This window comes from Streptococcus sp. Marseille-Q7156, from assembly GCF_965119495.1.
In genome coordinates, this window is the sequence record NZ_CBCPLU010000001.1 from 1252360 (window position 1) to 1277910 (window position 25551).

At 40.0% G+C, this 25551-nt stretch carries 20 protein-coding genes and 1 pseudogene; 1 reads left to right on the forward strand and 20 read right to left on the reverse strand.

Annotated elements, in window-relative coordinates; genetic code table 11:
* Positions 1 to 79: 79 nt before the first annotated feature.
* From ACWPV5_RS05925 to ACWPV5_RS05950, 6 genes are all read right to left on the reverse strand, one after another.
* Complete coding sequence (locus ACWPV5_RS05925) at positions 80 to 1246, reverse strand: MalY/PatB family protein (RefSeq protein ID WP_454382823.1); 1167 nt, start codon at positions 1244 to 1246, stop codon at positions 80 to 82.
* A 7-nt stretch (positions 1247 to 1253) separates the two neighbouring features.
* Positions 1254 to 2348, reverse strand: coding sequence for a cystathionine gamma-synthase (locus ACWPV5_RS05930; RefSeq protein ID WP_454382825.1), 1095 nt, complete (start codon positions 2346 to 2348; stop codon positions 1254 to 1256).
* A gap of 127 nt (positions 2349 to 2475) precedes the next feature.
* Positions 2476 to 2634: a hypothetical protein gene (locus ACWPV5_RS05935; protein WP_454382827.1), complete on the reverse strand. Its 159-nt coding sequence runs from the start codon at positions 2632 to 2634 to the stop codon at positions 2476 to 2478.
* A 74-nt stretch (positions 2635 to 2708) separates the two neighbouring features.
* Positions 2709 to 3164, reverse strand: coding sequence for a hypothetical protein (locus ACWPV5_RS05940; protein ID WP_454382829.1), 456 nt, complete (start codon positions 3162 to 3164; stop codon positions 2709 to 2711).
* Between the two features lie 312 nt (positions 3165 to 3476).
* A complete protein-coding gene (locus ACWPV5_RS05945) occupies positions 3477 to 5435 on the reverse strand; it encodes a peptide ABC transporter substrate-binding protein (RefSeq protein ID WP_261025469.1) in 1959 nt (652 codons plus the stop codon).
* A 206-nt stretch (positions 5436 to 5641) separates the two neighbouring features.
* The gene (locus ACWPV5_RS05950; RefSeq protein WP_454382832.1) at positions 5642 to 7264 is read right to left on the reverse strand and encodes a putative polysaccharide biosynthesis protein; all 1623 of its coding nucleotides are present in this window, start codon (positions 7262 to 7264) and stop codon (positions 5642 to 5644) included.
* A 106-nt stretch (positions 7265 to 7370) separates the two neighbouring features.
* Here ACWPV5_RS05950 and ACWPV5_RS05955 point away from each other — a divergent pair, with 106 nt between their 5' ends.
* On the forward strand, positions 7371 to 8816 hold the full coding sequence (locus ACWPV5_RS05955) for a UDP-N-acetylmuramoyl-L-alanyl-D-glutamate--L-lysine ligase (protein ID WP_261025465.1): 1446 nt from the start codon (positions 7371 to 7373) through the stop codon (positions 8814 to 8816).
* 46 nt (positions 8817 to 8862) lie between these two features.
* Here ACWPV5_RS05955 and ACWPV5_RS05960 read toward each other — a convergent pair whose 3' ends face one another.
* The 14 genes and pseudogenes from ACWPV5_RS05960 to ACWPV5_RS06025 all read right to left on the reverse strand — a co-directional run bounded on the left by ACWPV5_RS05960 (position 8863) and on the right by ACWPV5_RS06025 (position 24987).
* Positions 8863 to 9054 carry a CsbD family protein gene (locus ACWPV5_RS05960; protein ID WP_049521477.1) on the reverse strand — a complete coding sequence of 64 codons (192 nt, stop codon included), beginning with the start codon at positions 9052 to 9054 and terminating at the stop codon, positions 8863 to 8865.
* A gap of 100 nt (positions 9055 to 9154) precedes the next feature.
* Complete coding sequence (locus ACWPV5_RS05965; protein WP_261025464.1) at positions 9155 to 9805, reverse strand: DUF1803 domain-containing protein; 651 nt, start codon at positions 9803 to 9805, stop codon at positions 9155 to 9157.
* Positions 9789 to 10283 carry a YiiX/YebB-like N1pC/P60 family cysteine hydrolase gene (locus tag ACWPV5_RS05970; protein WP_261025460.1) on the reverse strand — a complete coding sequence of 165 codons (495 nt, stop codon included), beginning with the start codon at positions 10281 to 10283 and terminating at the stop codon, positions 9789 to 9791. Before ACWPV5_RS05970 ends, ACWPV5_RS05965 begins: the two co-directional genes overlap by 17 nt.
* Positions 10284 to 10493: 210 nt before the next feature.
* Positions 10494 to 11429: a manganese-dependent inorganic pyrophosphatase gene (locus tag ACWPV5_RS05975; protein ID WP_000036049.1), complete on the reverse strand. Its 936-nt coding sequence runs from the start codon at positions 11427 to 11429 to the stop codon at positions 10494 to 10496.
* Positions 11430 to 11456: 27 nt separating this feature from the next.
* Positions 11457 to 11723, reverse strand: coding sequence for a hypothetical protein (locus ACWPV5_RS05980; protein ID WP_000693447.1), 267 nt, complete (start codon positions 11721 to 11723; stop codon positions 11457 to 11459).
* Entirely contained in the window at positions 11701 to 11997 is a 297-nt protein-coding gene (locus ACWPV5_RS05985) for a GIY-YIG nuclease family protein (protein ID WP_454382836.1), read from the reverse strand. The genes ACWPV5_RS05980 and ACWPV5_RS05985 overlap by 23 nt, the downstream gene beginning before the upstream one ends.
* Entirely contained in the window at positions 11987 to 12736 is a 750-nt protein-coding gene (locus tag ACWPV5_RS05990) for a tRNA1(Val) (adenine(37)-N6)-methyltransferase (RefSeq protein WP_000390769.1), read from the reverse strand. The genes ACWPV5_RS05985 and ACWPV5_RS05990 overlap by 11 nt, the downstream gene beginning before the upstream one ends.
* Before the next feature lie 52 nt (positions 12737 to 12788).
* A complete protein-coding gene (locus tag ACWPV5_RS05995) occupies positions 12789 to 13151 on the reverse strand; it encodes a S1 RNA-binding domain-containing protein (protein WP_023943268.1) in 363 nt (120 codons plus the stop codon).
* A 1-nt stretch (position 13152) separates the two neighbouring features.
* A pseudogene (locus ACWPV5_RS06000) lies at positions 13153 to 14552 on the reverse strand (bifunctional Cof-type HAD-IIB family hydrolase/peptidylprolyl isomerase).
* An 81-nt stretch (positions 14553 to 14633) separates the two neighbouring features.
* On the reverse strand, positions 14634 to 15143 hold the full coding sequence (locus ACWPV5_RS06005; RefSeq protein WP_261025455.1) for a GNAT family N-acetyltransferase: 510 nt from the start codon (positions 15141 to 15143) through the stop codon (positions 14634 to 14636).
* A gap of 210 nt (positions 15144 to 15353) precedes the next feature.
* Positions 15354 to 15593 carry a 30S ribosomal protein S18 gene (gene rpsR / locus ACWPV5_RS06010; protein ID WP_000068664.1) on the reverse strand — a complete coding sequence of 80 codons (240 nt, stop codon included), beginning with the start codon at positions 15591 to 15593 and terminating at the stop codon, positions 15354 to 15356.
* A gap of 31 nt (positions 15594 to 15624) precedes the next feature.
* Complete coding sequence (gene ssbA / locus ACWPV5_RS06015; protein WP_000609602.1) at positions 15625 to 16095, reverse strand: single-stranded DNA-binding protein SsbA; 471 nt, start codon at positions 16093 to 16095, stop codon at positions 15625 to 15627.
* A gap of 11 nt (positions 16096 to 16106) precedes the next feature.
* Entirely contained in the window at positions 16107 to 16397 is a 291-nt protein-coding gene (rpsF, locus tag ACWPV5_RS06020) for a 30S ribosomal protein S6 (protein WP_001151780.1), read from the reverse strand.
* A gap of 163 nt (positions 16398 to 16560) precedes the next feature.
* Positions 16561 to 24987 (reverse strand): mucin-binding protein, encoded by an 8427-nt coding sequence (locus ACWPV5_RS06025; protein ID WP_454382839.1) that lies wholly within the window; start codon positions 24985 to 24987, stop codon positions 16561 to 16563.
* Between the last annotated feature and the right edge of the window lie 564 nt (positions 24988 to 25551).

Below are 25551 nucleotides of genomic sequence, written 5' to 3' on the forward strand. Positions count from 1 at the left end.
CCTTATCTTTTTATTATACCATATTTTCACCTATGAAAATAGCCTTCTAGGGATACTTTTCTCCTAGAAGGCTGGATTTTTAACGTTTGGCAAAAGTCGTCACAATTCGCTGACAAACTTCTTGCAGCAGGGATTTGGGCATGGCTACATTGAGACGGGCATGGAGACTCCCTTCCTCTCCAAAATCCAAACCACGGTTGAGGATAACCTTAGCTTCATTTCTCAACAACTCTTGCAATCTTTCATCAGTCAGGTCATAGGCTGAAAAATCAAGCCAAATCAAGTAGGTTCCTTGCGGTTTCATGACCTTGATTTTTGTCTCTTTTCCAAATAAATCCACCACATAATTGATATGGTCTTCAAAGACTTGCTTGAGTTCCTCTAACCAATCCTTCCCATAGCGATAAGCAGCTTCTGTCGCCAAATAGCCCAAGCCTGAAATTTCATGCTGATTATTGGCCAACTGGCGTTTCTGGTAAGCCAGTCTCAACTTAGGATTTTCAATGACTGCATAGGAATTTTTTGTCCCAGCGATGTTAAAGGTTTTAGTGGCACTGCTCAAGACGATAGCAAATTCTTTAAAGTCAGGGTGGACGGTATTGAAAGACTGGTGTTTGTGACCAAAGAGGGCCAAATCTTGGTGAATCTCATCTGAAACCAAGAAAACACCGTGTTTTTGGCAGAGTTGGCCAATCTTCTCCAACACTTCTTTTTCCCAAACACGTCCACCAGGATTGTGAGGATTGCAGAGAATATAAAGTTTGACATCCTCTTCCACCAAATCCTTTTCAAGTCGGTCAAAGTCAATCTCAAACCGACCATCCTTTTCCACCAAAGAATTGGTAATCAATCTGCGATTGTTCAACTTGACACTGCGAGCAAAAGGTGGGTAGACAGGTGTGTTAATCAGAACCGCCTCGCCTTCTTTTGTGAAGGCTTGAATAGCTGTTGAGATGGCTGGTACCACACCCTCGATAAAGACAAGGGCCTCTTTGTCAAAGTGGTAACCGTGTTGTGTGGCTTCCCACTTTTGAACTTCCTTAATTAACTCTTCACTGGCATAGGTATAGCCATAAACCAGTTGATCAGCGTAAGTCTGCACGGCTTGGCGGATTTCAGGCAAAACTACAAAGTCCATATCCGCTATCCAAGCTGGTAGTATTTCACTATCCGTTTCTGCTTCTTTCCATTTATAGGTATGATGCCCTAAACGGTTTGGCAGGCTTGTAAAATCATATTTTCCCATCTTTGTCTTATCCTTCTAATGCTTGGCGCAAATCTGCAATCAAATCTCTAGCATCCTCAATCCCAATTGACAAGCGCAAGAGGTCATCTGTCAAACCATAAGAATGGCGTACTTCTGCTGGAATATCAGCGTGAGTTTGCGTCGTTGGATAAGTAATGAGACTTTCTACCCCACCCAAACTTTCCGCAAAAGAGAAGACCTTGAGGCTGTTTAAAATGTGAGGAATGCGTGTTTCATCGGCTACTTTAAAGGAAATCATGCCTCCACGACCAGTGTAGAGAACTTCCTTAACTGCTGGAGAATCCTTCAAAAAGTCAACCACTTCTTGGGCATTGGCAGTTGAGCGCTCCATACGAAGAGACAAGGTCTTGAGACCACGAATCAACTGGTAGCTATCAAATGGCGACAAGACTGCCCCTGTCGTATTGAGATTGTAAAAAAGCTTTTCGTATAATTCTACACTATTGGTCACAACCACTCCAGCCAAGACATCATTGTGGCCTGCTAGATACTTGGTTGCTGAATGAAGAACCATATCTGCTCCATCTTCAATCGGACGTTGGTAGATAGGGCTGTAGAAGGTATTGTCGACCACCACTTTGGCACCCTTAGCATGAGCCAATTTTGCTAGTTTTTCGATATCAAATTCCAACATCAAGGGATTGGTTGGCGTTTCGATATAGAGAACATCCACATCCTTCTCTAACTCGGCAATCAGCTCTTCTTCTGTATTGGCATAGGTAAAATGGAAACGGCCTTCCTGCTCCACTTGATTAAACCAACGGAAAGAACCGCCGTAAAGGTCACGCACTGCCAAGACCTTACTTCCTACTGGAAAAACGCTAAAGGCCAGTACAATAGCTGACATCCCTGAGCTAGTAGCTAGGGCATAGTCTGCGGACTCAATGGCCGCCAAGACTTCTTCCGCCTTACTACGAGTTGGATTTTTAGTGCGTGTATAGTCAAATCCAGTAGACTGACCAAACTCTGGGTGCTGATAAGTCGTCGAAAAATGAAGCGGTGTCACCAAAGCTCCTGTCGCTTCATCTGACTTGATACCCGCCTGGGCCAAAATTGTGTTGATGTGTAATTCCTTGCTCATACAATACCTCCAAATCTATAGTAACTATTGTACCACTTATTTTCGTCAACTCATTTTCTTCTTTTCAAGAGCTAGTTATAGTTTTAAACTATAGATTTATACTCTTCGAAAATCTCTTCAAACCACGTCAGCGTCGCCTTACCGTATATATGTTACTGACTTCGTCAGTTCTATCTGCAACCTCAAAACAGTGTTTTGAGCTGACTTCGTCAGTCTTATCTACAACCTCAAAACAGTGTTGTGAGCAACCTGCGGCTAGCTTCCTAGTTTGCTCTTTGATTTTCATTGAGTACTAGCTAGTAAAGCTAAAAAGAATCCAGAAAAGCTTCCAGATTCTTTTGTGAAAATGATTGCTAGAGTTTACTTTGACTGAAAGAAATCCTGTTGGGCTAAATAGTCATAATGCTCTTTGTTAAATTGATACTGGCCCACATGCTGACTAATCTGACCGACATCCACGGAAAAAATATAGTCTTCATTTTGATAACGCCAATTAAGTCTAACTGTATTCAAGACTGTCTTATAAGTAAAATCTTGAACTTGATTCCAAGGCATCTCTACGACTTGATTAGAACGATTCTCAGTCACATCACTGATATCCATCAAGTAGATCCCCTTAGGTGTGAATGCCAGAATCTTAGGCTTCACACTCGACTGAACATAGTAGGAACCACCTATAATGAAAAAATCAATAAAAGATTTCAGCAATGTCTTTTTCTTAAAAGCCATCAGAAAATTCTTTTGCCCTTCAATGCGACAAGTTGAAAGAAATGATGCAATCTGTTTTTCTGTTGCAAACTCCATAATAGCGCCCATAATCTTACCTCCATAACGATTAGTAAATAGGCAGTTAAGAATTCTTCACTTAAAGAAGAACTTATCATTTGTTGCATTTTATCTTACTTTTACAGTAGACGGCATCCCTCCTATAAAATCATCCTAGCATGTGCATACTTCAGTTAACACTGGGTAGATTTTCGAAAATAATTTCTCACGTTTTTGTTATATTCATTATAACATAATTCCAATAAAAAATGTGATATTTTTCCTTCCAAAATTCGACATCATTCTATTAAAAAACGAAAAACGACAGTTTCCTTCGAAACCATCGTTTTTCTTGAAAAATCCTTATTTGACATGTTTTGCCAATTCTTCTTGGGCTTTTTTATTGGATTCTTCTTTTTCTTTCAACCATTTTTCCTTGGCTTTTTCATATTCGTCTTTTGTAACTGTCTTATCTTGTAATTTGAGGTATTTATATGATTCAACCCCTTTATTACCAGCCAATGAATATGGTGTTGAGAAAGGAACAATTTTTCTCAATGTTGGTGTTCCACCAAGTGAAACATTTGGAATTGCTAGAGAGCTATCCACCAACCAAGCTTGGGCATCCGCATATTTGTCATAACGTTTAGCTGGATCTTGCTCCTTATTAGCTTCTTCCAACATTTGAGTGTAGACATCCAATCCAACAGCCTTGGCCTTGTCATTGGCTTCACCTGGCTCTATACCTAGATTTTGCATCAAACCACCAGAATTAACGTTAAAGACATCAAGATAGGTTGAAGGATCTTGATAGTCTGGACTCCAACCACCGTTGTATAGATCGTAATCCTTCTGGGCTGCAGTCTGAGCCAAATAGCTTGTGCTATTATAATCTTCAGTAGAGAGTTGGTGAACATCAATCACAACATTATCTGAACCCAAGACAGATTCAATTGATTGTTTCATGGAATTGATTCCTTGAATCTCTGCCTTATTCGTCAAATCTACTGTTTTATCTAAATGGATAGGGAATTGAACTCCTTTAGCTTGGAGTTCTTTCTTAGCTTCTGCAAATTTAGCCTTGGCTTTTTCAGGATTATAGTATGGATCCTGGGCATCCGCAAAGTTGATTCCTTGCCATTCCTTACCATAATTGACCATCTTAGAGGCTACTACTTCACCAAAGTCTTTTCCATTGATACTTACGAAGTTTGGAGGAACAACCAAGTTACGCAAAATCTTAGTTGCACCATCTTCTCCCTGAGATTGAGCCCCGTAGGCTGTACGGTCATAGGCAAAATTAATGGCTTGACGGAAGTTTTTGTTAAGAACCGCTTCTTGAGTCGATTTCTTCTCAGCATCACTTGTCTTGGAAGTGAATTTATAAGATTTTCTATCTAAGTTGAAATTTAAGAAGTAAGAAGTAGCATCTTGCATGCTATAAATGATATTGTCCTTATTCTTTTCTTTAATCCCTTCAAAGCTCGAACTATTTGGATAAAGACGAGCGTAGCTATAAGCACCTTCTACAAAGTTACGAGCCAGTGCATCTTGGTCACTACCATCATAATAGGCCAATTTCACATCATCTACAAAGACATTTTTAGCATCCCAGTAGTTAGAATTTTTCTTGAATTCGATGACCGATTTTGAAACAAAGGATTTCATCAAGAAAGGTCCATTGTACAAAATACTTGAAGGATCAACTGTTCCAAAATCATCCCCTTTTGATTTCAAGAAATCCGCATTGACTGGGAAGAGAATAGTTGAGGTTGTTTTTGAGTTCCAGTAAGGTTCTGGTCGTGCCAAGGTATATTGAACGGTTTGGTCATCAAGAGCCTTGATTCCGACAGTTGAAAAGTCGCTTGTTTTACCAGTGATATAGTCATCTAAACCTGCAACGGATTCTTGCACTAAGTACAATGCTTCTGATTTTTTATCAGCCGCATATTTCAAACCAGTGACAAAATCTTGGGCAGTTACAGGAGCATATTCATCTCCATCTGCAGTATACCATTTAGCATCTTTACGCAATTTATAGGTATAGGTCAAACCGTCTTGAGAAACAGTCCAATCCTCAGCCAAGGATGGGACATAGTTCCCATATTGGTCATTTTCCATGAGACCATCTACCAGGTTGGTCACAATATCAGTAGTTGTTGAACGGTTTTCTGCTAGATAGTTCAAACTAGATGGATCACTTGAGTAAACATAATTGTATGTTTTTGATGCTGTGCTAGAATTTCCACAGGCACTTAACAAAATACCTGCACTTAACACGACACCTGCAAGTGTTGCATACTTGGCCTTAGACTTTTTCATCTCCAGAACCTCCTGATTTAAATATTTGTTTTATTATACAAACTAACTACTTTTTAGTCAAGTGTTTTTTGACATAAAATTCAATTACTTTCGTTATTTATTCTCTGTTTTACATTTCATATTCAATTCTAACAATAAAAAATGAATAAGAGAGTGTTTTGATTTTTAAAAAACTCAACTTATTCATTTTATTTATAAATTATTTTTTAAGAAATTTTTAATTTTGCTCGCAGGCGATCTGCTTGGGCTTTTCCAATCACCTTATCCAACAAACGGGTACGGAGACTCATGACCCCGTATACTCCTCCACCCATGGCACCGACAAGAGCTACATAAAGGAAGCTCCACAAACGTCCACTTGGTTGGAATACAAATCCTAAAATCCACTGCAAAGTCCCAACTACTAGAAACATGAAAAGAGTTAACAAACTGATTAAAATGGTTCGCTTCAAAATCACCTTACGCTTAACACCAGTTACTTGACAAATGTCCCGATACATCAAAACATTAGGAATAATGAGACCGATTGTAGTGGAAATCAAGGGTCCGTAACTGTGAAAGAGAGCGATTGTTGGAAGTTGCAATACTAGCTTGGCAATGGAACCATAGATAAAATAGAGAACTGCCTTGCGGTTGCGGAACATGGCCTGAAGCATTGGAGACAAGACCATGTACAAGCCTAAAATAGTAGATTGCAAAACTGCAAAGACAAACAAGCCCATGGCCAAACTATCTGGCTTCCCATAAAAGACTGTATAAAGAGGTTCTCCTACCATAACCACTCCAACCGTTGCTGGTAGCAGGAATACGAAAAGCATGGTAATGCTGTCCTGAACAAGACGAGAAGCTGCCTTCAAGTCCCCCTTGACATAGTTTTCAGTCAAAAGCGGCAAACCGACACCCCCAATCGAAACCCCAACAGAAATCAAAATCATCGTGATTTTATTTGGATTGGCAGAAAAATAAGAAAACATGACAATTAAGTCTTCATTACTGTAGTTGCTAAACCACTTCATGCTATTGATAAAGGTATTTTGGTCCAAGATTTGGAAAAGCTGAATAGCCGAACCAGTCAAGATAAAAGGAATAGCTTCCTTAATGGTATCAACCAAAAGACGCTTGCTGTTAATCTTATCCCCTGTTTCAAAGACTCTTTTGAGTAAACCTTCTTGAGCAAGGAAATAAATCAAAACTCCAAAACTGGCTACCATGCCGACAAAGGCCGCAAAGGTCGATTGGGTAACCGCTGCTAGGTAATCTCCTGAACCGAGCTTCATAATGATAAAGGTTGCTAAGAGCATCCAGATAACACGAATGACCTGCTCAGCAATTTGACTCATGGCATAAGGTTTGAGGTTATTCATCCCTTGGAAAAATCCTCGGATAACACTCATAGACGGGAAAATCAAGACTCCCCAAGCCAAGCTTTGCATGATTGGGATCAAGTCTTTGCCCACGCCAGACAAGTCTGCTAGCCAAGGAGCAAAGACATACAAGATTAAAGCAAAAACCAAACCTAGTCCCGTCATAAAGCCTAAAAAGCTCCGAATCAGGGCAAAGCTATGCTCTTCTTCTCGCATGGTATTATACTTGGCAACTTGCTTGGCCACCGCAACTGGAATCCCTGCTGTTGAAACCAGCAAGAACCAGGCATAGATATTATAACCCATGGTAAAGAGACCATTGGCCGTAGCCGCATAAGACCCCATCCAGATGTACCAAGGGATAATGTAAATAGCCCCAAGCAGGCGACTGATAAAGTTACTAGCCGTTAACCAAGCAGTCCCCCGTAACATCTGGGCCTGCTGGTGATTGTTTTCGTGCGACATAGATTCCTCATTCAATTTTGATAACTAGGAAAAAGTTCCTTATCTTCCATTATAAACTTTTCCTTGTTACTTGTAAATTTGCGACTTTCGGTTTACAATAGAAAGTATGATTAAGATTGAAACCGTATTAGATATATTAAAGAAAGATGGTCTCTTCCGTGAGATTATCGACCAAGGACACTATCACTACAACTACAGCCATGTCGTATTTGACACCATCTGCTATGACAGTCGCAAGGCCAAAGAAAAGAGTCTCTTTTTCGTTAAAGGTGCTGCCTTTAAGAAGGAATTTCTGATTTCTGCCATCTCTCAAGGCCTCGGTTGGTATGTGGCTGAAAAAGATTATGAGGTTGGTATTCCTGCCATTATTGTCAGCGATATCAAGAAAGCCATGAGTTTGATTGCCATGGAGTTTTATGGCAATCCACAGAAAAAACTCAAACTCCTTGCCTTTACTGGTACTAAGGGTAAGACAACAGCAGCCTATTTCGCCTATAACATTTTATCTCAAGGGCATCGACCTGCAATGTTGTCCACTATGAACACAACTCTAGATGGCAAGACTTTCTTTAAGTCTGCATTGACAACTCCTGAGAGCATCGACCTCTTTGACATGATGAATCAAGCTGTGCAAAATGACCGCACCCACCTCATCATGGAAGTCTCCAGTCAAGCCTATCTGGTCAAACGTGTCTATGGTCTAACCTTTGATGTGGGAGTTTTCCTCAATATCAGCCCAGACCATATCGGCCCTATTGAACACCCTAGCTTTGAAGACTACTTCTACCACAAGCGTCTCTTGATGGAAAATAGCCGATCAGTCATCGTTAACAGTGACATGGACCACTTTTCTGTCTTGAAAGAACAAGTGGCAGATCAAGACCATGATTTCTATGGTAGCCAATCAAATAATCAAATCGAGAATTCCAAAGCCTTTAGCTTTTCAGCTAGTGGGAAACTGGCTGGTGATTATGATATCCAACTGATTGGTCACTTCAACCAAGAAAATGCCGTTGCTGCTGGACTTGCTTGCCTCTGTCTCGGAGCTAATCTTGAGGAGATCAAAAAAGGAATTGCTGCAACCCGCGTTCCTGGTCGTATGGAAGTCCTCACTCAGAAAAATGGAGCCAAGGTCTTCATCGACTATGCCCACAATGGTGATAGTCTCAAAAAACTCATCAATGTGGTTGAAACTCATCAAACTGGAAAAATTGCTCTGGTTCTGGGTTCGACAGGAAATAAAGGAGAAAGCCGTCGTAAGGACTTTGGCCTCCTCCTTAATCAACATCCTGAGATTCAAGTCTTTCTGACTGCTGATGACCCCAACTACGAAAACCCAATGGCCATTGCGGATGAAATTAGTAGCTATATCGATCATCCTGTTGAAAAAATTGCGGATCGCCAAGAAGCCATCAAGGCAGCTATGGCTATCACAAATCACGAATTAGATGCAGTTATTATCGCCGGTAAGGGTGCCGATTGCTACCAAATCGTCCAAGGCAAGAAAGAAGCCTATCCTGGAGATGCAGCCGTCGCAGAAAATTATTTATAAGATAGTAAAAAATCAAGGGAAATGGAACCCTTGATTTTTTCTATTTTTATTTAAAAGCGTTTTTCAAACCTTCAACGGCACCTTCTACAGCACCTTTAGCGTCTTCTACAACGTCTTTTGCCTTAGCAACTGTCTTTTCAACAGCTCCTTCAAGTTCTGTCTTGCTATCCCCAGTAACTTTACCAAATCCTTCTTTGATAGCGCCTGTTGCTTGTTCCAATTTGTTTTCAAGTGACATATGATTGTCTCCTTTAGTTTATTCCGATATGTGTTACCGGTTACATATAGTTTATACCGAATACTAAGGAAAGTCAAACAATGTGCTCAGAAACAAGAAATCAGTCCAAGTAGAAAGTTAATCTTTCCTTATCAAAATCGATAGCCAACTCATACTTTCCATCTTCCTTTTGTACAATATAACCTAGGATAACTAAACTGTCCACAAAGATGTCACGGCGTTTCTGCATAAGCTGGTCTTTTTTGAGAAATTTCAACAAAAAAGTCGTCATATACTTGAGGGCATACTCAGGATTAACATCTCCCAAAATGTCATAAAGTTCCTGCTGTTTTTCTGTCAAAGGATACTGATGTTTGACCTTGTAGAAATAATTGGACAGGGTCATTTTAGTGCGTGCAAAATCTGTTTTTTCAACTAAAATAGCTGCATTGGTTTGATTTCGTAATTCTGTCTCAAAACTCTGCTCTAACAAGGCTTGATAGATTGTACTATCTTCGCAGACAAAAATCTCTTGATCCAGTTCGAGACTATCGAGTGATTCCAGCATAGGAAGATTAAGGCAATAACGCTTATTTTCTCGTAGAATCAAACCTGCCTTTATATACTCTTCCATGAGTTTATCAACTGCTACATCTGGAAATTGAGTCTTAATTTCCCGTAGAATCACATCATCATGCTGGTCCAGATAGCGGATCAATTCTCCAAAAAATGACTGTCTCGTCAAACGAGAGGGATTAAAAATCTGAATCATGAAGATTCCTTTCTTTACATTCTAACAGAGGCGATGCTGCCAACTGACTAGGGTTGGTCCCAGCTTGGTTTAGAGGCACAGGCAGACCAATCTCCCTATAATATTCCCTCCAAAAATCACTAATCTCCTGAGTCCCATCTCCAAATTTCATGGGAATAGTTTCAAAAATCGGTAGGATTTCTGCTATATACTGGGAACAGTAAAAACCAGCACCATCTGGATAGAAAGAAGCATTGTAGGGTGCTCCAAGATGCTTGCAAGCTCTCTCCTTGACAGACTGAATATCTAGTTCTGGGTAAACATAGAGGTCGTACAAATGATTGGGCTCAAAGAAGTCTGCGGGTTCCTGACAGATAACACCCGCATTTCCACTAGCATGATAAATCATCCCATCCAAATAAATGGCAACATGGCTATAGTTGCCTGTGGAAGTCTGGATGGCCTGTCCTATATCTGACTCATCTCTCACAAAAATCATACTCTTCGAAAATCAAATTCAAACCACGTCAGCGTCGCCTTACCGTACTCAAGTACAGCTTGCGGCTAGCTTCCTAGTTTGCTCTTTGATTTTCATTGAGTATCAAATCGCCATTTTCTAACATGCTTCACTCCTAGAAAAAAAGGAGCCGAAACTCCTTTCGATATAAGGCAAACTAGCCTTTCCTAATTTGAATTAACACTCAAAATCTTAAGCATTGAAGCTTTCAGTCAATTGAGGTACCACTTGTTTCTTACGTGAAACAGCACCAGCAAGGAAGGCATGGTTATTTTCAAGTTTGAAGTTGAAAGCCGCTTCAACCTTGTCCATGTTAGCACCAAGAGCCAAGATTTCTGAGTTTGAGTTGACGATATCTGTAATCATCAAGACAAAGTCAGAGTAGCCGTTTGCTGCGTTAGCGGCTTGCATTGCAGCTTCAATTTCTGCTTGACGTTCTAAAACTTCAGCGATGTCAACTGTGTTTACTTGAGCAACACGGACATTATTTCCGTTCAATTCAAATGTCTTAGCATCGATGTCAATCAATTCTTCAGCAGATTTGCTAGCCAAGTTTGTACCAGCTTTCAACATAGCCAAACCATACTCTTCCAAGTTTACACCAGCTAATTCAGCCAATTCTGGAGCAATGACTTTATCTGTTGGGTGTGTTGTTGGTGATTTCAAAAGAAGAGTATCTGAAATCAAACCTGAAAGCATCAAACCAGCAATCTCTTTAGGAACAGCTACACCATGTTCTTTGAACATACGGTAAACGATTGAAGACGCTGAACCAACTGGCTCCAAACGCATATAGAGTGGGCTTGCAGTTTCAAAGTTAGCCACACGGTGGTGGTCCACAACACCATAAACTTCTACTTCAGCGATATCTGATACAGATTGTTGGAATTCATTGTGGTCAGTCAGGATAACTTGCTCTGCTCCTTCTGCTTTGGCAGAAGTGATGACACGCGGTGCTTCCACACCAAAATAGTTCAAGACAAAGGCTGTTTCTTCATTTGGAGTTCCAAGGGCAACAGCTTCCGTATCCAAACCGTAAGCTTCTTTTGCAAGGTAGGCAAAGGCTACAGATGACCCGATGGCATCTGAGTCTGGATTTTGGTGACCAAATACTAGAATCTTAGACATGATAATACCTCATTTTGTTTATTCTCTTTATTGTAGCATTTTTTTCGCTTTTTGACAAAAGTAAGAGGAGTCAAAGGGCTCCTCACGATTCTTCAAAATAACTGATACTCTTCGAAAATCAAATTCAAACCATGTCAGCTTCGCCTTGCCGTAGGTATGGGTACTGACTTCGTCAGTTCTATCCACAACCTCAAAACAGTGTTTTGAGCTGACTTCGTCAGTCTTATCTACAACCTCAAAGCAGTGCTTTGAGCAACCTACGGCTAGCTTCCTAGTTTGCTCTTTGATTTTCATTGAGTATGAGCAAATTTCTATCTTGATTTTCAGATAAAAATCTTTCCTTCTGCGGTCTCTTCTTACGCTTGAGCAGGGCTTCAGCCGACATGGCTTCTGCCTTACTGGCAAAACCTTGAGCATAGATGAGTTTGACTGGCAAGCGTGCTCGTGTGTATTTGGCTCCCTTCCCACTATTGTGGACAGCGAGGCGTCTTCTCACATCAGTCGTATAGCCTGTATAGTAAGATCCATCACGACACTCCAGCACATACATATAAGCCTTATGATCCATAATAAATCTCTTCGAGTTCCGGCGTATAAGAGCCATCATCATTGTGGACAATGAGAGGTGGCAAGACCTTAAAACCGCTTGTTGAGCCATCCTTGATAGCCTCAATCAAAAGCATATTGGCTTCTTTTTCCCGCTTTGGATAAACAAACTGCAGGCGCTTAGGAGCTAGATTATGCCGTTGTAAGCTGTCCAAGATATCTAAAAGTCGATCAGGACGATGAACCATAGCCAAACGCCCATTAGATTTGAGAATACTCTGGGCACTGCGACAGATTTCCTGCAAGTTGGTCGTAATTTCATGGCGCGCCAAGAGATAATGTTCGCTCTCGTTCAGGTTTGAATGAGGATCCACCTTGAAATAGGGCGGATTACACAAAATCATATCCACCTTACTTCCCTGGATGTAAGCAGGCATATTTTTCAAATCGTCGCAGATGACCTCCATCTGCTCTTCTAAACCATTCAAACGGACAGAGCGTTCAGCCATATCTGCCAAACGCTCCTGAATCTCAACAGCCAAAATCTGTGCCTGAGTCCGAGTACTAGCAAATAGCCCAACTGCTCCATTTCCAGCGCAAAAATCCACTATCAAGCCCTTTTTAGGAAAACGCGGAAAACGTGACAAGAGAACACTATCCACCGAATAGCTAAAAACCTCTCTATTTTGAATGATTTTAATATCTGTCGAAAAGAGCTGGTTAATGCGCTCTCCTGATTTTAATAATTGTTCTTCTTCCATGGTCCTATTATAGCAAATTTATATTAACATTACAAAGAATATAGATTTCTAACTAATTCTTCTGCTTCTTCAAATGTTGAAGGGCTTCCTTGGTCCAAATTGGCATCATTCGTTTGAGAGGCGCAAAGCCGTAGTTAAAGCGGTCGCTTGAAAAGCGTCTCCGTCTAGGAAACTGGTGCTTTTCTTCCTCCAAAGTGCGGATAGAAAGACTAGCTTTCCCTGTAAATTCATCTAAATCCACTACCTGAACCTGAACCTCTTCATCGACTTTCAAGGCTTCATGAATATTTTCAATAAAGCCTGTCCGAATCTCTGAAATGTGAATCAGCCCCGTATCACCCGTCTCTAGTTCAACAAAGGCACCGTAGGGCTGAATCCCTGTAATACGGCCCTTTAGCTTATCACCGATTTTCATCCTAGTCCTCGATTTCAATAGTTTCAATCACAACATCTTCAACTGGCTTGTCCATAGCCCCTGTCTCAACAGCAGCAATAGCGTCCAAGACTGCGTAAGATGCTTCATCAGCTAACTGACCAAAAACAGTGTGTCGACGGTCTAGGTGAGGTGTCCCACCTTGATTGGCATAGATTTCTGCGATCGGTTCTGGCCAACCACCACGAGCAATTTCTTTCTTAGAATAAGGCAAATGTTGATTTTGCACGATAAAGAACTGGCTGCCGTTGGTATTTGGACCAGCATTGGCCATAGAAAGGGCTCCACGGATATTGTAAAGTTCTTCTGAGAATTCATCCTCAAATGATTCGCCGTAGATTGACTCGCCTCCCATACCAGTTCCAGTTGGATCTCCACCTTGGATCATAAAGTCCTTGATAATACGATGGAAAATGACACCATCATAGTAGCCATCTTTTGAAAGAGCTACAAAGTTAGCTACTGTTTTAGGAGCATGTTCAGGGAAGAGCTTAATACGCAAGTCTCCATGATTAGTCTTAATAGTCGCAAGAGGACCTTCTACTGTTTCAATGTCTACTTGTGGGAAATGCAATTCTTTTTCTACCATACCAAATCCTTCTAAGGCATCAAAAATGCCACCTTCTTCTAATGTTTTTGTAATATAATCTGCTTTTTCTTTGATGTTATCATGAGAAATTCCCATTGCAACGCTGATTCCAGCATAATCAAAGAGTTCAAGTCATTCAGCCCATCTCCAAAAACCATGACGTTCTCTGGTTTCAAGCCAAGATGTTCCACAACCTTTTCCACACCCGTCGCTTTGGAGCCTGAAATCGGCACAATATCAGACGAATGTTGATGCCAACGAACCATGCGAAGTTTGTCTGAGAGACTGTCAGGCAAGTGCAAGTCATCTCCCTTATCTTCAAAAGTCCACATCTGATAAATATCTACTTTTTCATGGAAGTCAGGATCCACGTCCAAGTTTGGATAAATCGGATCAATAGCCTCACTGATCATCTCAGTTCGAGCGGAGAGTTTAGCATCATGACTCCCAACCAAGCCATACTCAATTCCTTCTTGCTTAGCCCAAGAGATATACTCCTCAACATCTGACTTCTCGATCTGATGTTGATAAATAACCTGACCTTTTTTATCTTCGATATAAGCCCCATTCAGGGTTACAAAAAAGTCAGGCTTGAGTTCACGAATCTCTGGAACGACACCAAAAATCCCTCGTCCAGAAGCAATACCTGTCAAAATTCCTTTCTCACGTAATTGCTTAAAAACAGCTGGGATTGAAGCTGGAATAAAACCTGTCTTTGAATTCCGCAATGTATCATCGATATCAAAAAAGACAATCTTAATCTTTTTTGCCTTGTATCTTAATTTGGCATCCATCTCACTACCTCTTTCAATCTAACTCTTTCCATTATACCATAAAGTAGAGAAATCCCACATCCCCAATAAAATCCTTATCTCTTATCCGAATTCCTTTACTAGATACAAAACCAAATCATCATTATTTTGGCTAGTTGCATTCATTTCCAAGAGTTGATTTCGATACCAGACACCTGTCCCATCTGGAATGTAGCCCCGTCTGATATACAATCTCTGGGCAGGGCCATAGCCTAAGTGCAAACCTACACCAAGAGTGACCTTACTCGAAACAACCCTGACTCGTTTTTCTGCTTCTTCTAGCAGTTGATTCCCAATCCCTTGATTTCGAAAAGGCTCAAACACATTAAAATCTGATAATTCTGGATAGACTTCTGCAAAAGGACCATGTTTAGCAGAGGGCAAAATAGTAACGTAGCCCGCTACAGCAGCATCAATCTCTGCAACTAAGACTTCTCTCTCCCCACTTTCCTGTTCCAGAAAATATCTAGCCAAAATTTCCTCTCTACCAGGCCAACCTTGATTCATAAATCCTCGAGATAGATCTTTAATGTCAGATTCTTGCATTTTTCTAATTGAACATGTCGTCTTCATAAGTTGCTCCTTTAAAGCTTTCTCCTACCATTATAGCACGATAATAAAGATTAAAAGAAAAAACCTAGTAAGACAAAAGAATCTTACTAGGTCAAAAGGGGACTCCATTCTAACAGAGTCCTGGAAAAGTCTGAAAAAAAGGTCCACTGGACCCCAACTCGCTCTCTCATTTCAAGGCTCGTGAAAAAAAGACCCGTCGGGGTCTTTTCTTTAATCTTCGTTTACGAAAGGCATCAAAGCCATTACGCGAGCGCGTTTGATAGCTGTTGTTACTTTACGTTGGTTTTTAGCTGAAGTTCCTGTTACACGACGAGGAAGGATTTTCCCACGTTCTGAAACGAAACGGCTAAGAAGCTCAGTATCTTTGTAATCAACATATTCAATTTTGTTTGCTGCGATGTAATCAACTTTTTTACGGCGTTTGAATCCGCCACGACGTTGTTGAGCCATGTTTTTTCTCCTTTATAATTTTAGTTGTCCATTAGAATGGTAAATCGTCATCTGAAATATCCAATGGATTTGTTGCTCCAAATGGATTTTCATCACGTGAAAAGTCTGGTACTGAATTTGTAGGTGCTGAATAGTTTGAACTTGGTGCAGAATAAGCTCCGCCTGTGTGACCCTCACGCACACTACGGCTTTCCAACATTTGGAAATTCTCAGCCACGACCTCTGTCACGTAGACACGTTGTCCTTGCTGGTTATCGTAACTACGAGTCTGGATACGACCTGTCACCCCGATAAGTGAGCCTTTTTTAGCCCAGTTAGCAAGGTTTTCAGCCTGTTGGCGCCACATAACGACATTGATAAAATCAGCCTCACGTTCGCCATTTTGACTCTTAAATGTACGGTTTACTGCAAGAGTAAAAGTCGCAACTGCTACATTTGATGGGGTATAACGCAACTCAGCGTCACGTGTCATACGCCCTACAAGTACAACATTGTTAATCATAGTTTACCTTCTTACGCGTCAGTTTTGACGATCATGTGACGAAGAATGTCAGCGTTGATTTTTGAAAGACGGTCAAACTCTTTAAGAGCTACGTCGTCGTTTGCTTCAACGTTAACGATGTGGTAAAGTCCTTCACGGAAATCTTTGATTTCGTATGCAAGACGACGTTTTTCCCAAGATTTTGATTCAACAACAGTTGCACCGTTGTCAGTCAAAATAGAGTCAAAACGTGCTACCAAAGCGTTTTTAGCTTCTTCTTCAATGTTTGGACGAATGATATAAAGAATTTCGTATTTAGCCATTGATATGTTCCTCCTTTTGGTCTAATGACCCCAAGACTTTGCAAGGGGTAAGTGAGGTTCGCTCACAATAAACTATTATACTAGAAAAAATGTTTTTACGCAAGTAAAAACACCAAAATAAAAAAAGAAGATGACGAATCATCTTCTCAAAAACTATGAGTTTTTAGTCTTCTTTTTTCTTGCGAGCAAGAAGTCCAAATCCACTTAGGGCTCCAAGAAGTCCAAGCGCTGCGAGGCTAGCGTTAGCTTCTGTACCTGTGTTAGGCAATTCTTTTTGACCATCAACAAATTTAGGTGTTGCTGGTTGTTTTGGTTGCTCAGGTACTGTTGGCATTTCCGGAGTCACTGGTTGCTCTGGGGTCTCTGGCTCTTGTGGAGAAACTGGTTGTACTGGTTCAACCGGTGTTGGAGTTGGCATCTCAACTTTGCGGAAGATATGTCTGATATTTCCTTTTGAACCTGTCACAGTCTTCACATATTCGTAACCTGGAATTGTTCCCGGTTCTTTAGAACCTGGCTCAGTTGGTTTCAATGGATTTCCATTCTCATCAGTCCAAGTAGTTGTATTTTGCTTACCTGGATTTGGTTGAGGAACAGGTAAAGGTGTTGGAGCTGGTGGTGTTACTTTTTCGTAAACATGTTCTGTATCTCCATTTGGCAGTTTCTTCGTTTCTACGAATCTGTACTCTGGGATGTCTTTCTTATCTACTGAACCACTTTCTTTTTCTTTGATTTCATTTCCATCTTTGTCTTTAAAGAATGTTGTTACTTTTTCATAGACATGCTCTACATCTCCATTTGGCAGTTTCTTCGTTTCTACGAATCTGTACTCTGGAATGTCTTTCTTATCTACTGTGCCTGGCTCACTTGGATATTTCGGAATCTCATTACCTTCTTTATCTTTGAAGAATGTATTTACTTTTTCGTAGACGTGTTCTGTATCTCCATTTGGCAGTTTCTTCGTTTCTACGAAGCGGTAACCTGGGATATCTTTCTTAGGTTGTTCGCCGTCTTCTCTTGGATAATTTGGAATAGATACTTCTTTACCATTTGAATCAACTGTCACATAAGACGTTGTAATCTTAGTATAGTTGATTGGGGTATCTTGACTCGGATCAGTTGGTAATGTTGGTGGCACATAACCTTTAGTTGGATCTTCTGGATCAACTGGTTTCAACGGATTTCCATCTTTATCTCTTGGAATGTAACCTGGAACATAAGGAATTACAATATCTTCTGTTGGTACACCCGGTTTAGTTGGATCACCGTTTGGATCATTTGGATAATCAATACGTGGAGGATTTGTTTGTCCTGGCACGTTTGGAATCCAGGCTCCAAGTTTCTTATAGACAACTTTTTGAATGATATCTTTGTCTTCAGCCTTAACAGTTTGATCCTTGGTAGATGCCTCAATATCTCCACTTACTGCAATATAACCTTTAACAAATGGAAGTTTATTACCAGAAAGAACATCAATTGTAGCTTCTTTCCATTCCCCGTAAGTAACTTCACCTGTCACCAAGTTCACCTTAGCATCACGAGTAAATTTAACTGATGAAGTCACAGAAGTAGTAACCTCTTTACCATCTCCATCAACATAAGTAATTGTACGAGTTACTTCTTCTGAAGTTGTCAATTCCTTAACGCTTTCAGGCCATACTGGTGAATTTGGATCCTCTGGATCAATTGGTTGACCTGGAACTGGTATCACATCACTTGGAATAACTGGAACAAGGCGTGGTTGAACAGTAACAACAAATTTTTGAATAGCTTTTGTATCATTATCAAATGATTGCTTGCTGCCATCAGCTTTTGTAAACTCGTCAGACACAAGTTCGTAGCCAAGTTTTTTCAGTGCGTTGATACGTTCTGCAGTAGAGTAGTTCATTTCAGAACCAGAATCACCTTGAAGGATATCCACTTCACCAAGAATTATTCCGTTAGTATCTTTGTAAGTTACAGTTGCAACTTGTGTATCAGACTTCACTTCATAAACAGTTGGTGTATACTTAGCTTTCGCTACAGCGCCATTAGTATCCTTACGTACAATAGTTACTCCTGTTGCAGTTCCAACGAAATCTTTATTTGGTGTGAAGGTTACCTTACCTGTTGCATCAACAGTATACGTTCCTTCGTTTGGAACTGTTTTACTTGTTGTACCATCTTCAAATGTAGCAGGAACAGTATTGTCCATTGGTACATCTTTATGACCAGGTACAAATGTTGGTGTACCAGATTGAAGAGTGTTCTTAGGACCTGTAGAACTTGTATCCACACCTGTTGGTGTAACTGGTGTTACAGTTGGAGTGTAACTTGACTCAACAGTTGTACCATTTGTAGGATCTGTTACAACTACTTTAGCTGGGTCTGGTGTGCCAACAAAGTCTTTATTTGGCGTGAAGGTTACTGTACCAGTTGGATCGATTGTATATGTACCGACTGTCTTACCATCCTTAGTAGCTGGGATAGTTGTTTCCTCAGTTCCAACGAACTTAGCTGGATTATCTGTTGTTGGTTTCAACTCAGTTCCATCAGCATGTTTATATGTTGGAGTACCTGTCTGTGTCTTACCTTGTATATCAGTTGATGTAGCAGGTGTTGTAGTTGGAGCTACTGGTGTATAAATAACATACACTGTACTATCAGTTGACTCGTTTGTTACCTCAAGACTTGTAACAGTTTTCTTATCATAAGTATAATTAGCTACTTCTGGAGAAACTACTGCCTCAAGAGTTTGTGCTGCTGACCAGTCAGTGTATTCCACATTTCCTGTTACCAAGTTAATGCTTGCGCTACGTGTGAAGGTTACTGTTTGAACTTTATCAGCTGTTACTTCTTTACCATTTTCATCGTTGTAGCGGTACTTGATTGTACGAGTAACTGTCTTAGTTAACTCAAGATTTTCTGCAGTACTTGGCCATACAGGTGAGTTTGGATTTTCTGGATCCACTGGTTGTCCTGGAACAGGTTTCTCATCATTTGGAGTCACAGGTTCCACACGTTGTTTAACTATTACCGTAAAGTTTTGATTCACCGCTGTGTCGTTATCAAAAAGCTTATCAGCTGTCGTTGCTACAATGAAACCATCTTCTACTAACGTATAGCCAGCTTTTTCAAGAGCTGCAATTGCTTTTTCACGATTAACAAAGTCGATAGTTCCTTTATAAACACCCTCTACTGTCTCAACAGCTGCTTCTGGAATTTTAGCTGAATCTATAGCAACTTCTGCACCAGTTGTCACATCATAGTAAGAAATAGTTGCTGTTTGAACATTCTTTCTATAAGTATATGTCACAGTAGTTTGCTCATTTGTAACCTTACCTGAAACCTTCTTAGTACCTTCATCAACCTGACCGTTTGTTGTTTCCACTTTAACAAGAGTGTAACCAGGAATTTCTTTTGGTTCAGTTGTAAACGGAGTCGTCACTTTTTCGTTATTTACTGGAGTTGTTGAAGGAGAGATAACGTTACCCTCTTCATCCTTATACTCAACAATGACTGTTCCATCTTCAGCAACAACAGTTGGAGTGTAATTAGTTGTTACAGTAGTACCGTTGATATCTGCAATTTGTACGCGTACTGGTGTAGCTTTGCCTGTAAATTCTTCAGTTGGTTGGAATGTAATGACATTAGTTGTTTTATCAAGAGTGTAAGTTCCTTCACCATCAACCGTAACTGTAGTTACAGCATTTCCATTCGCATCAAGAAGTGTCAAAGTACTCTTATCAAGAGCTACTGATTTTGGTTGACCATCTTCGCCTAATACTTCAGATGTTTCTCCTTTGGCGAAGTTCAAAGTCGTAGCATCTGTATCAGGAATGTCAAAAACAATTTGTGATGTTTGCGCTTGACCTTGCTTACCAGCTGTCGCTGATTCTTTAGCTGTTGGGACTACAGGAACTACTGTTGGAGTATAAGTAGCTGTACCTGTGATGACTGTTGATTCACCTTTTTCATTAGTAATAGTAGCTGATGCTTGAACTGTTACTGGTGCTGGTGTTCCTTTATAAGTTGCAACTGGTTGGAATGTTACTACACCTGTTGTTGAATCAATTGTATATGTACCAACATTTTCAACAGTCATTGAAGTTGCAGTCGTTGGATTTCCAGTAGCTGGATCTACAAGTTTGTAATTTGATACTGGAGCACTCTCATCTGATGATGAGAATAGTGGTGTCTCTGACTGCTGTTCACCTTGGATATTCTTAGATGTTACATTTTTACCAGTAATCGTGATTGGTGTTACTGTTGGTTTATAAGTAGCTGTTGCTGTCTCACCATTTGAATCTGTTGCTTGAACAGTTACTCCTGTCCCTTCTCCAGTAAATGTTGGGACTGGTACGAAGGTTACAACACCTGTTGTTGGATCAATTGTGTATGTTCCTTCATTTGCAATTGTAACACTAGTAGTTGGTTGCATCGTTGATGGATCAACCAACTGACGTGTTGCAATCGTTACTGATGAATCTGACGTTTCAAATTCTGGTGTTCCAGTTTGTGTTTTACCTTGAACGTCTTTAGATGTTGCGTTCTTAGCTGTCATAGTTACATCTGTGACAGTTGGAGTGTAAGTAGTTGTTACAGTAGTGCCATTCGCATCTGCAATACGTACACTAACTGGTTTTGTAACAGTTCCTGTGAATGTTGCGACTGGTTGGAATGTAATAACATTTGTCGCTTTATCCAGTGTATAAGTTCCCTCATTTTCAACTGTTACAGATGTTACAGCATCACCGTTTGCATTAAGAAGAGTTACTGATGCTGTATTAAGATCAACAGATTTTGTTGTATTTGCATCAATAGAAACTGTTCCTTTAGCAAAGTTTACAGTTGTATCATCTGTATCTGCTGCGTCAAACTTAATAGCAGAAGTTTGGGCTTTCCCTTGAGGTCCAGTTGTTTGAGAAGCTACTGCGGTTGGTGTTACTGGAACTACTGTTGGTGTGTAAGTAGCTGTCGCAGTTGCAGTAATATTAGCATTGTTAGCATCTGTACCTAGAATTGCAGTTAGTTTAACAGTTACTGGAGTTGCTGTTCCTTTGAATGTTGGAAGTGGTTTAAAGGTTACAACACCTGTTGCTGGGTCAATTGTATAAGTTCCCTCATTTTCAACTGTTAAAGTATCAACTAGACTACCATCAGCGGCAACCAACTTAGCTGGTGATGTTGCACTTGGTGAGATGGTTGAACCGTCACCTACAGAAGTAAAGGTTGGTGTTCCTGTTTGAGTAGCTCCTTGGATATCAGATGATGTAACGTTGTGACCTTTAATCGTGTCTGTTACTGTAATGTGGTAAGTAGTTGTAGCAATTGAAGAACCTGCACCTGAATCTGTACCTGAATCTGTACCATCCAAAGTAGCCGTAACAACATTTCCGTTACTATCAATAACATCTACAACAACTGTATACACACCCACTTCTGATAAAACATAATTACTAGCTAATGTGTAAGCTGCAGCATCTGTCTTTGTATCATATACTTTTTGAGCTCCAGATGGTGATGTTACTGTCAAACGAGTAATGTAAGTCGTTTTACTATGAGCAGTATCTTCTTTATCTGCAATCGTAACTGCAGCTTGTGCCGCATTACGAAGGTCAACAGTTATCCCCTTAGTTGATTCATAGCTTGTTGATGTTGCAGTTGGTTTTGTGTTGATGATAGTTGCAACATCTGTATTAGTAGCTTTGCGACCTCGAATTTCACCGCCAAATCCTGATGAAGTCATGATATCCCATGATTTATCTCCAAGTTTAGTAGCTGTCACAGTAGAACCATCTGAAGCAGTCCATGCATCTGTATACTTATCATAAGTTACTGTCACAGACATCCCATCTTTAGATGTTTCATTTTTACTTGCAACTGTTGTTTTATGACGAGTTACCGCATCAAGACTCTTAATTGTTCCGTCAGTTTCAAATGTGCGCGTATATGTATAAATATAGAAGTTTTGAGAACCATCCAATTGAGCTTCAGCATAAACTTGACGTTTTGTCAAAGTATAAGTCCCGTCTGCATTCGTTGTCTGAACTGTAGTATAATCTGCTGGAAGTTCCCAGTGACCTGTTTTAGAATTCAACGTAGCTACATGAGTAGTATTATCTACATCTGTTAGTGTTACTTTATTACGTAGGAAAGTACCTTTGATATTTTCAGTAATTGCTTCAACCTTGATGTTATCCACTCCAGCTGTTGCAGTTGCAGCTTGTGTAACTGGAATATTAATTTTTCCACCTACTGTCCCCAAATTTGTCCCTACTGCTGCAGCCGTATTGGTTGTTGTTACTGCATTGCCATCTACATCTTCTCCTGATGCAACTACAACCCAACTTCCATTTTGATTTTGAAGAACAGTCTTCGTTCCATCTGGCATGGTAACTACAGCGTTTGTTGCACCTTTAGAAATAGTCACAGGAACAGTTTCTGAGTAGGTTTCAATATTCAAAGCTTCTACTTTTGGTTTAACGACAACTGTAATATTCCCTTGAGCTTCCTGACCAGATTGAATCCATTGTACATTTGATCCATTAACACTGTTGTAATCTTTAGCAAATGTTGATACATAGTAGACCCCTGCTTCTGTCAAAGTACCTGATAATTGGCCAGACGAGTTATATGACGATTGACCATCAATAGATACAGACTGCGGTTGGTTCTTTGGATCCATCTGGTAGCTAACACCAGGAATTGTTGTTGCTGTTTCATCAAGAACTTGACTTCTATTATCTACATTGACACCAGCAATACCAGTTACAGCAGTTCCATATTGTTGACGTATAGTTGTCGTTGTACCATTAGCTTTGGTATAAGGTACATTTGCTCCTTGTCCACGCATTGTGCGCGCCCCTGATGGATCTTGATACTTGATGTCAATATTAATGTCTTGACCAACTGTACGTTCGTAAACTGCATTATCTGTCGCGATAACTGGTGGAGTTGTATCCATCCAGCCTACCCAACCCATACGCATATTTACAAATCGAGTTGTCACCACCGCACCTGTTTTGCTGTTTGTAAAGGTTGCGTTAACTTTGAGATCTTGTACCCCATTTTCAAGATTACTTGTAACAATCCCTTCAATGACATCATTTGTAGCATCATATACAAGACCATTAGGTAGGTTATAAGGTGTAGCAGCACCTACTGATCCATCAATACCTGTTAAAGACCAACCTTTTTCAGCCGCTTCATCTGTCACTCCAAATCGTGATCTTAGACCTGGAATATAAACACGATCAACACCTTGTTCATATGCTAATTTATAAATTTCTGTTGCAAGGAATTCATAAGCTCCATTATTTGAGAATATACTAGCAGAACCACCTGAGATTCGCATTCCACTTGGACGAAGTTGACCTTTCCAAAGCTCTGCTTCTTTGGCTAGTTTTTTAGCCATTTCTGGAGAAAGGGGATAATCCATACGTCCCTTGTTATTGTGACCTGTTGAACCACCCTGGTCAGACGTTAAACCATTTGCAGGGTTAGTTTCTGAGCCATCACGTTGGTTAGAATAGACAACAACTTCTAAACCTTCAGCAGTCCCACCAGTTACACGAGTATAGGCATTCAACTCTCCTGCACTTGCAAAACCGTCAGTAGACGCTTTCCCATCAGGATTGAATTTATAGATATCTTTACCTGTAGCAGTTGCTGCAGTTACAACCGTGGCATGAGTGGCACGCGTACCGTTTGCATTAACGGTTGATTCAACATAAAAATTTTGTGCTGCCAACGCTACAGCAAATTTCCCATCACGACCAATTCCTGATTTTTTCAGTTCACTATAAACTGCAAGGATAGACTCATTCAAGCGTGAAAGTTGAGCATCCACTTGTTCCTTTGTGACACTCTTATCAGCTAAAAGTACTTTTGATTCGTTAAGTATAGCTTGGTTCTTGGCTACCGCCGCTTCAATTGCTGCTCGATTCTCTTCTGCTACTTCCTTCTTACGGAGTTCTGTAACCGCAAGTGTATTGGTTACATCTGCTTCTGATGTAACTTTATCGAGTTCCGATTTAGCTTCTGAAAGAGCTTTTTCAGCTGGAGTAGCTTTCTTTTCAACTTCTTCTTTAGCCGCCTTATCCTTATCAGCCTGTTCTTTCTCTAGTCCTAGTTTGTTTGATTCAGTTACAACTGTTCCCAATGCAGAAAGAATCTCTTTTTGAACATTTACCTCTTCTTGCTTGGCAGCTTCATTTGCCAAAACAGCTTTCGCAGTAGCTAAAGCTTCACGAACATTGGCTACAACTGAGGCATCCGCATACTTAGCATTGGATAATGCAGCCTCTAAATTTGAAATACTCGTTTCAAGAAGTGACTTATTTACTTTAACTTCTTCTTTCTTGGGTGTTTCAGTTGTCATATCAACCAACTGGATATTACTTTCTCCTAATTCTGGAGAAGAATTTTCTACTTTTTGAATATTTTCTTTAGAGTCTGAAACTGGATTTTGTTCAGTAGCTGAAACTGCTCCATTTCCTAAGAACATTAAACCAGCCGCAATCGCTACTGATGCTGCTCCAAAACTGTATTTACGAATACCGTAACGAATATACTTTTCCGTTCTAAAATCTTGTTGTTTACCCTTCATTTAGAGTCACAACCTCCTTTATGCATATTTTTTTAATATTGAATTGAAATATACAGACAAATAAAAAGCCCCCCCCCTCGAATTTTTTAGTAATATTAAGAGGTTATCATTTTAAAAAGGTTGCCCAATAATTATCAATATCACTTAATATTGTATCATGCCACTATTATTAATTCAAGTTTCATGTCTATATATATTTATTGTTTCAATTTAATACTTCCTTGAAGAAACCAGTACATACATCAGTTTTTAAACAATAAGATCAATGTACTAAGATACGAAATTCTATTCTAAACAACTAATAGTATGTTTCTAGCACAAATTCAATTTTATAAGAAAAGGAAGTAAATATAGTGGATTAAAATAAGATATGAACAAACTGATTAAGAAAGGCAAATTAATTTCTAGAAATATTTTAGCAGACACAGTGTACTGTTCTAGATTCAATACACTATATTTTCACGAAAAGCGCATATTATCAAGAGCCGATTTTGAAAACCTGATAATATTTCCTTTCGTTTCTAGAGATTTCTATAGAAAAAAACGCCACATAGGCGTTTTTCT